This is a genomic window from Nocardioides zeae, assembly GCF_010686755.1.
Classification (GTDB): domain Bacteria; phylum Actinomycetota; class Actinomycetes; order Propionibacteriales; family Nocardioidaceae; genus Nocardioides; species Nocardioides zeae.
In genome coordinates, this window is record NZ_JAAGXA010000029.1 from 1 (window position 1) to 7,834 (window position 7,834).

The window sequence follows — 7,834 nt, forward strand, 5'->3', positions numbered from 1 at the left end:
GGCGCCCAGCAACGTCGCCTCGTGCAGGTGGACGTAGAGGACCGTCTTCGGGCGCAGCTTGGTCAGGTCGGTGCGGCGCAGCTGGTCGAGGAGGTCGCTCGGGAACGCGGTGGCCCGTGAGGGCTCGCGGGGTTCATCGTCGGTGACCGGCTCGGCTTCAGTCTCGGCCTGGCTCGCGGTCGCTTCGTGCTCGACGAGGAGGGCGAGGAGCTCGGCGGGCCGGGCGAGGTAACCCAGGGCGATGGCGCGGACTTCATCGGCGGTGGCGTCGGGGTGGCCCGGGGTGATGATCTCCGCGACGCGGGTGACGGTGGCCTGCACCCACGCGGCGTCCCCGGCGTCGAGGCGCGCGATCAACGTCCGCAACCCGAACTCATCGCTCCGGCCCAGGGCCACGTAGCGGCGGCGCTTCTCTTCCTCGACGCGTTGCTCGTGCAGGGCGGGGTCGGCCTCGATCACCTTGCCCTCGGCCACGGTCAGCACCCGTCCGGGTGCCTCGGTCGCGATCATCCGTGCCACCGCAGCGTCGACGACCCCGACCACCGCACCCGGCAGGTGCCGCGACATCCGGGCGACTTTCCGCGCGACGTACACCTCCGCGCCACCCTCCCGCACCACCGCCCACGTCAACGGGAGGCGGTGCTGCAGGTCCAGCACGTCGGCCAGGGCGTTGATCGTAGCCGCCACACCCGAGCTCCGCGCGAGCGCGATCTCACCCAGCGCGTGGTCCTGCACCCGCGGCGTACCCTCCCCACCCACAGTCACCAGCGGGTTCATCCGGCGCACGAGACCGGTCGACTCGCCCGAGTGCACCGCCGCCCACGCCGCGATCACCTCCAGGTCACGCACCTCCGCCAGGCGGCGGGCGCGCACCGCCTCCGCGGCTGCATCCAGCAGCCCACGAGGCGAGAGATGATCGAACATGTGTGCGATTCTACGCCCGCCCAGCGACCCCCGCCACCGCGTTTCCACAGTCCCGCATCCACTAGCTCGACGCCCCAACCGACGCGGCGTACGTGACAACTCGACGACCCCGCACCACGCCGTACCTGACAACTCGACGCACCCGCCGCGCCGTACGACCAAGCTCGACGCGGGGGCCGAGTTCACCATCCCCTCAGCATCGGCGACTACCCTGCCGCGCGTGACCGCCGCGCCCGCCGACCTCGTCCTCGACCTCACCGAGGACGAGCGGGCCGAGCTCGCGGCGCACGAGGCCGGGCGCCGCGACCGCAGGCTCGGCTGGCTCCTCCTCGTCGCCGGGATCGTGGGCGCCGTCGCGGCCGTCACCCTGCTGCTCGAGCGCATCCAGCTGCTGGTGGACCCGTCCTACATCCCGTCCTGCAGCCTCAACCCCGTCCTGAGCTGCGGCTCGGTGATGACCACGGAGCAGGCGCGGGTGTTCGGCTTCCCCAACCCCGTCATCGGCGTCGCGGCGTTCCCGGCCGTCGCCGTGCTCGGCGCCGGGATCCTGGCGGGGGCGGTCTACGCACGCTGGCTCTGGGCGGGGCTGCAGGTGGGCGTCACGTTCGGGATCGGGTTCGTGGCGTGGCTGATCAGCCAGAGCCTCTACGAGATCAACGCGCTGTGCCCCTACTGCATGGTGGTCTGGGTCGTGATGGTGCCGCTGTTCTGGCAGGTCACGGTGCGCAACGCCGAGGCCGGGGTCCTCGGCGCGGGGGTCGCCCGCTCGGGCGCCGTCCGCGTCGCCCGCTCGTGGTCGGTGCTCGCCGTCGTGCTCGTCTACCTGCTCGTCACGCTGCTGATCCTGCAGCGCTTCTGGGACTACTGGTCGACGCTGCTGTGAGGCACGCGTGAGGATCTCCCGTCGGGCGGCGCTCACCGGCGCGGGCGTCGGGACCGCGGCCGTGGTCGTCGGCGGCGCGGGTGTCGTGACGGGTGCGCTCCCGGGACGCGCGCAGCTCTACTCCCGCCTCGGTCTCGACGGCGAGGACGGCCGGATCCCCGACGTGGAGCCCGGCGACGTCGTCAGCGGCGAGCTCGTCTCGGCCGCCCGCGGCGGCCGCCGCGTGGGCTGGAGCCTCGCGATCCCGCCCGGCGTGACGCCGGAGGGCCTCCCGCTCGTCGTCGTGCTCCACGCCCGCGGCGGCGACCACACCTCGGCGTTCTCCCCCGCCTACCTCGGGCTCGATCGCTTCCTCGCCGCGGCGGTCGCCCACGGGATGCCGCCGGTCGCGCTCGCCAGCATCGACGGCGGCAACGCCTACTGGCACGCGCGCGCGGACGGGGACGACCCCGGGGCGATGGTCGTCGACGAGCTCCTCCCCCTCCTCGCCGACCGCGGCCTCGACACGGGCCGCCTCGGATTCCTGGGCTGGTCGATGGGCGGCTTCGGGGCGCTGCGCCTCGCCGGCCTGCTCGGCCCCGGCCGCGTGGGGGCCGTCGCCGCGCTCAGCCCCGCCCTCTGGCGCGACTTCGACGACACCGCACCCGGCGCCTTCGACGACGCGGCGGACTTCGACGCCGTGACCGTCATGGGCCGACAGGGCGATCTCGACGGCATCCCCGTCCGGGTCGACTGCGGCCTGGGCGACCCGTTCTGCGCGGCGGCCGAGGAGTACGTCGCGGGGTTCGACGAGCGCCCCGCCGGCGGCTTCGAGCGCGGCGACCACGACCGCGGCTACTGGCGCCGCCTCGTCGGCCCGCAGCTGCGCTTCGTCGGCGAGCGGGTCTGACCCCTCACTCCCCGCGGAACTCGGGGCGGCGCTTGCCGAGGAACGCCGCGACGGCGCCCTGGTGGTAGGCCGTCAGCCCGAGCGCGGCCTGCTCGTCGGCCTCCGCGGCGAGCGTGGCGGCCAGCGACCGACCGACTCCCGCGGCCAGCAGGCGCTTGGACGCGGCGTACGCGGCCGTCGGCCCCGCGGCGAGCCGCAGGCCCAGCTCCCGGGCGGTCGGCAGGACCTCGTCGGGCGCGACGACCCGACCGGCGAGCCCCCACCCGACGGCGTCCTCCGGGGTGAAGGGCGTCGCGAGGAGCACGAGCTCGCGGGCACGCCCCACGCCGACCTCGGCGGCGAGCGTCGCCGAGAGCGCGGAGTCGCAGGTCAGGCCGATGCCGCTGAACGCCGTGCCGAGGGTCGCACCGGCGGCGAGGACGCGTACGTCGCAGGCGAGCGCGAACCCGAGCCCGGCACCCACGCACGTGCCGTTGACGGCGGCCACCACGGGTTTCGGCATCGTCGTGATCGCGGTGACGATCGGGGCGTAGTGCTCCGTCACCGTCGCGAACGCGGTCGCCGGGTCGGCCTCGAGGGCGGCGGCGTGCTCGCCGAGGTCCTGGCCCACGCAGAACGCGGAGCCGCCTCCCGTCAGCACCACGGCTCGGACCGCGGGGTCCCGGCCGAGCCGGTCGAGGGCGTCCCGCAGCGCGACCTTGAGCGCGGCGTCGAGCGCGTTGCGCTGCCCCGGACGGTCGAGCACGACCACCGCGAGGGCTCCGTCGTGCTCCACGCGGACAGGCGAGCCAGGATTACTGACCATGGGGTCAGTAATAGCACGGCGCCGCCCCCGTGAGAATCTGCTCGCCGTGACGGACAGCGACCCCGCGCCCGACGCCGCTCCGCGGGCGCGCCGCGGGCGGCCGGGCTACGACCAGGCCACGCTGCTGCGCCGGGCGATCGACGTGTTCAACCGCAAGGGCTACGACGCGACGAGCATGGGCGACCTCGCCGCCGAGCTCGGGCTGACGAAGTCGGCCATCTACCACCACGTGCCGAGTCGGGAGCACCTGCTCAAGGCCGCGCTCGACGAGTCGCTCGAGGAGCTCACCGCCGCGGTCGAGCGGGCTCGCGACCCGCGGACGGACGGCACGGCGGCCGAGCGGCTGCGCGCCCTCGTCGAGGAGAGCGTGCACGTGCTCGTCGCCCACCAGCCCGCCGTCACCCTGCTCCTCCGCGTGCGTGGCAACTCGGAGCTCGAGCAGGACGCGCTGCGCCGCCGCCGGTGGATCGACCGCGAGGTCGCCGCCCTCGTGCAGGAGGCGGTCGACGAGGGCGCGCTGCGCGACGACCTCGACCCCGAGCTCGTGAGCCGCCTCCTCTTCGGGATGGTCAACTCGCTCGTCGAGTGGTTCCGACCGCCCGGCGACGCGGCGGCCACCACGACCGCCGACCAGGTCGCCGCGGCCGTCGTGGCCATCGCCTTCGACGGCCTCGGTCGCGCCACCTAGGATCCGTCCGTGGAGCCCTTCCAGAGCCTGCGCTCGAGCGCGGGCGCGGCGAGCCCGGACCTGCTCGCGGCGTACGAACGCGTCGACTGGGCCGCGACCGCGGTCGGCCCGCCCGCCTCGTGGTCACCCGCCCTCGTCGTCGCGCTGCGGCTGGTGCTGGCCACCCCCATCCCGTCGGTGCTCTTCTGGGGGGAGGAGCGCACGTACTTCTACAACGAGGCCATCGCCGACGTGCTCGGCGACCGTCACCCCCTGATCCTCGGCCAGCCCGCCGAGGCGTCCTTCCCGGAGTCGTGGAGCCAGGTCGGGCCGCTCATCACGGACGTCCTCGAGCACGGCCTTCCCGCCCGCCTCGAGGACGCCCTCGTGCCGGTGGCCCGCCACGGAGAGGTCGAGGACCACTGGTACAGCTACGCCTACTCACCCGTGCGCGACCTCGACGGCACGATCGTCGGCGTGCACGGCGTCTCGATCGAGACCACCCGGCAGGTCCTCGCCCAGCGCCGGTTGCAGCTGCTCAACGCCCTCGGCAGCGCGACCTCCGGAGCCCAGTCCCTCCTCACCCTCCGCGTCGCCGCCCTCGGCATGCTGCGCACGGAGCTGCCCTCCGTGGACGTCGTCGACCTGCGGATGCCCGCACCGGTCACCGAGGCCGCCGCGCCCGGCACGCGCACCGTCGTCGCCGCGAACCGCCAGGCGGGAGAGGCCCCGGCCGCCGCGGAGGACACCGCCGTGCCGGGAGCCGACCGCTGGTGGACGCACCCCGACGGCATCGGGCCCGGGCACGGCATCGTGGCGTGGGAGCCGAAGGAGGACCAGGCCCGCCCGCCGGGCGCGGTCCGCTTGAGCTCGCTCGGCTCCGTCGCCTGGCTGCAGGAGCAGACCATCCTGGTCTGCCGGGGCGACGTCGCCGCCGACGACGACCTCGGCCCCTTCCTGCAGGTCGTCGCGGACTCGTTCGCCGCCGCCGTGATCCGCATCCGTGGCCTCCAGGGCGAGCGGGCCGACGCGGCCAGCGACCGGGCCCTGTCCCTCGAGCTGCAGACGGCGATGCTCGCCTCCCGCCACGACGCGCGCCAGCTCGAGGGCGCCCGCACCGCGAGCCGCTACGTGCCCGCGTCCGCCCGGCAGGAGGTCGGCGGCGACTGGCACGACACGTTCCCGCTGCCCGACGGTCCGCTCGTCGTGACCATCGGCGACGTGGCCGGCCACGACGGCCGCGCAGCCGCCGCGATGGGCCAGCTGCGGAGCCTCGTGCGCGGCATCGTGCTCGCGACCGCCGGCGCGGGCGGCCGGCCGAGCCCGGCCCGGGTGACCGAGCTGCTCGACCAGGCGATCGACCACTTCGAGGTGGGCGCCGTCGCGACCTTCCTCCTCGCCGAGGTCAGCGTCCTGCAGCAGCTCGACGGCGACCCGGGCTGCATGCTCCGCTGGGCCAACGCCGGCCACCCGCCGCCCGTGCTCCTCGGACCGGACGGGACGGCGTCGCTGCTCGACGCCGGGGGCGAGATGCTGCTGGGCATCGACCCCGACACGCCGCGCACCGACCTCGAGGTCGCCGTGCCGGCGGGCTCGACCGTCCTGCTCTACACCGACGGCCTCGTCGAGCGCCGCGGCGAGCTGCTCGACGAGGGCATCGAGCGCCTGCGCGCGGCCGTCGGCGACGCCGGCGTGGGGCCGGACGTCGATCCCGACGCCCTGTGCGACCACGTGCTGACGGCCCTCGGGCCCTTCGAGGACGACGACGTCGCCGTCCTCGCCGTACGCCTGGGGTGAAGCCCGCGACGTACGGCGAGGCGGAGGGTCAGCCGATGCGGCCGAACGACACCGTCTGGTGCAGCGACTTCCAGGCCGGCTTCGCGATGGCGATGCCGAGGGTGAGGTTCTTGCCCCGGTACGCCGCGGTGGGCGTCCACGAGGACGAGCGCGCGCCCGGGATCTTCGCGCCGTCGGCGAACCACTGGTAGTAGACCGTCGCGCCCGACGTGACGGCCGTGGCCGTCAGCGCGGGTCCGGTGACCGAGGAGACGCGGCCCACCCGGGGCGCGCCGGAGCGCACCGCGGGAGCGGCGACCCAACCGGCCGGCACGGAGCGCTGGCCCACGCGACCGAAGTCGAACGAGCCGTTGCGCGGGAAGTAGCCCGGCGCGGTGAGCTGGATGCCGAGCGTGAGGTGCCGGCCGACGCTCGGCGCCGGCGGCACGTAGGTGCGCTTCGTGGCGCCCGGGATCTTCTTGCCGTCGAGGAACCACTGGTAGTTGGCCTTGACGCCCGACACCGCCCCCGTGTGGGTGAGGACCGCGGGGGTGACGCCGACCGAGGACCCGGCGACCGGAGCACCGGACTTGCGACCCGGGTTCTTGATCCAGCCCGCGGGGAACTGAGCGACGGGGTCGGACGTGACGACCCACCAGGGCTCGTCCCAGCCGAGGTAGACCGAGCCGCGGTCGGCCTTCTCCGCGCGGATGGACACGAACGCCAGGCTGTCGCCCGCGGTGTGGGGCAGCGCGAAGCGGGTCACCGGAGCACCGGTGGTGACCTCGTCGACGACGAGGTCGAAGGGCAGCTCCATCTCCTCGCCGTCGACGACCACGACGGCCACGCCGTCGTCGTCGCGCGCCGCGGCACGGGCGGCCGCCGCGACCGCCGCGCGGTCGGCCGTGCGGAAGTCGCTGTCGAAGCCCCAGCCCCAGTAGTCCCAGTCCTCCGCCGACACGGTGACGACGCGGGTGTGGAAGGTCGTGCCCTCCTCCCAGGCGCCGTCGAACGCGATGTCGATGGGCTTGCCGGTCGGGAGGTCCTCGTCGACGACCTGGCCCGCCACCTCGAGCCGCGCGTCCACGGGGCTGTCGATCTCGTCGTACGTGAACTCCGTGCTCGTCGACTCGACCACGCGGCCGCGGATGCCGAGCTGCTCGACCGTGATCGTGTAGGTCTGGCCGTCGACGAGGACGTCCTCGCCGAAGCCGCAGTCGATGTAGGCGTAGCCGGTCTCCTCCTCGGCGTACCAGCCGGCCTCGCGTTCCACCTGCGCCTCGGGCGAGAGCCGCACGCGGTAGGAGGAGCCCGGGGTCGCGTCGTCGAACTCGAGCGCGATGCCGCAGAACGGCGCGACGTAGGGCAGGAAGAGCTCGTCGGGGAAGTCCTCCGGCAGGTCGTCCAGCGTCAGGTAGTGGACGTCGGTGATCGAGAGCCCGGCCGGGTCGGCCTGGGCCGGCCCGACGAGCGTGAGCCCGCTGGCTGCGAGAGCCGCGGTGCCGGCGACGACGACGCCGGACCTGACGATGGTGCGCATGAGTTCCCCCTCGACGTGAGGAGCCCGGTGCGACGTGCACCGGGCTCGTGGTGCGCACCATAGGGCACGGAGGCGTACGACGCGGGCGATCCGGCGCGCTGGTCTGGACCGCCCCGACCAGGAGCGAGCCCGGCGGAACGCGTCGTGGCCCCAGCGCGTCGGATTCCGTCGCGCTGGGGCCACGAGCCCAGGGGTGGTGCGTCAGCCGATGCGGCCGAACGAGACCGTCTGGTTCAGCGACTTCCACGTCGGCTTGCTGACCGCGATCCCGAGCGTGAGGGTCTTGCCGCGGGTGCTGGCCGGCGGCGTCCAGGAACGCGACGTGGCGCCGGGGACCTTCTGGCCGTTGA

At 74.5% G+C, this 7,834-nt stretch carries 6 protein-coding genes and 1 pseudogene; 4 read left to right on the forward strand and 3 right to left on the reverse strand.

The features are described from left to right. Window positions 1–924, reverse strand: a pseudogene (locus G3T38_RS20775) (hypothetical protein); the annotation flags it as partial. A gap of 220 nt (window positions 925–1,144) precedes the next feature. On the opposite strand from G3T38_RS20775, the gene G3T38_RS20780 reads away from it, so the two are divergent. Together G3T38_RS20780 and G3T38_RS22865 are read left to right on the forward strand one after the other, a co-directional pair. After that, on the forward strand, window positions 1,145–1,807 hold the full coding sequence (locus G3T38_RS20780; RefSeq protein ID WP_338037800.1) for a vitamin K epoxide reductase family protein: 663 nt from the start codon (window positions 1,145–1,147) through the stop codon (window positions 1,805–1,807). A gap of 7 nt (window positions 1,808–1,814) precedes the next feature. Continuing rightward, complete coding sequence (locus tag G3T38_RS22865) at window positions 1,815–2,696, forward strand: alpha/beta hydrolase-fold protein (RefSeq protein WP_338037801.1); 882 nt, start codon at window positions 1,815–1,817, stop codon at window positions 2,694–2,696. A 4-nt stretch (window positions 2,697–2,700) separates the two neighbouring features. Here the strand turns inward: G3T38_RS22865 and G3T38_RS20790 are convergent, their stop codons facing one another. Beyond that, window positions 2,701–3,471, reverse strand: coding sequence for an enoyl-CoA hydratase-related protein (locus G3T38_RS20790; protein ID WP_206675949.1), 771 nt, complete (start codon window positions 3,469–3,471; stop codon window positions 2,701–2,703). A gap of 76 nt (window positions 3,472–3,547) precedes the next feature. Between G3T38_RS20790 and G3T38_RS20795 the strand changes: the two genes are divergently transcribed. Both G3T38_RS20795 and G3T38_RS20800 read left to right on the forward strand, forming a co-directional pair. Continuing rightward, window positions 3,548–4,189 (forward strand): TetR/AcrR family transcriptional regulator, encoded by a 642-nt coding sequence (locus G3T38_RS20795; protein WP_338037802.1) that lies wholly within the window; start codon window positions 3,548–3,550, stop codon window positions 4,187–4,189. A gap of 9 nt (window positions 4,190–4,198) precedes the next feature. After that, on the forward strand, window positions 4,199–5,965 hold the full coding sequence (locus tag G3T38_RS20800; protein ID WP_163774827.1) for a SpoIIE family protein phosphatase: 1,767 nt from the start codon (window positions 4,199–4,201) through the stop codon (window positions 5,963–5,965). A gap of 28 nt (window positions 5,966–5,993) precedes the next feature. Here the strand turns inward: G3T38_RS20800 and G3T38_RS20805 are convergent, their stop codons facing one another. Further along, entirely contained in the window at window positions 5,994–7,484 is a 1,491-nt protein-coding gene (locus G3T38_RS20805; RefSeq protein WP_163774829.1) for a hypothetical protein, read from the reverse strand. Between the last annotated feature and the right edge of the window lie 350 nt (window positions 7,485–7,834).

What these genes read in the sequence shown, in the direction of transcription:
- G3T38_RS20805 (WP_163774829.1), bottom strand. Translation starts at nt 7,484, where the DNA reads ATGCGCACCATCGTCAGGTCCGGCGTCGTCGTCGCCGGCACCGCGGCT.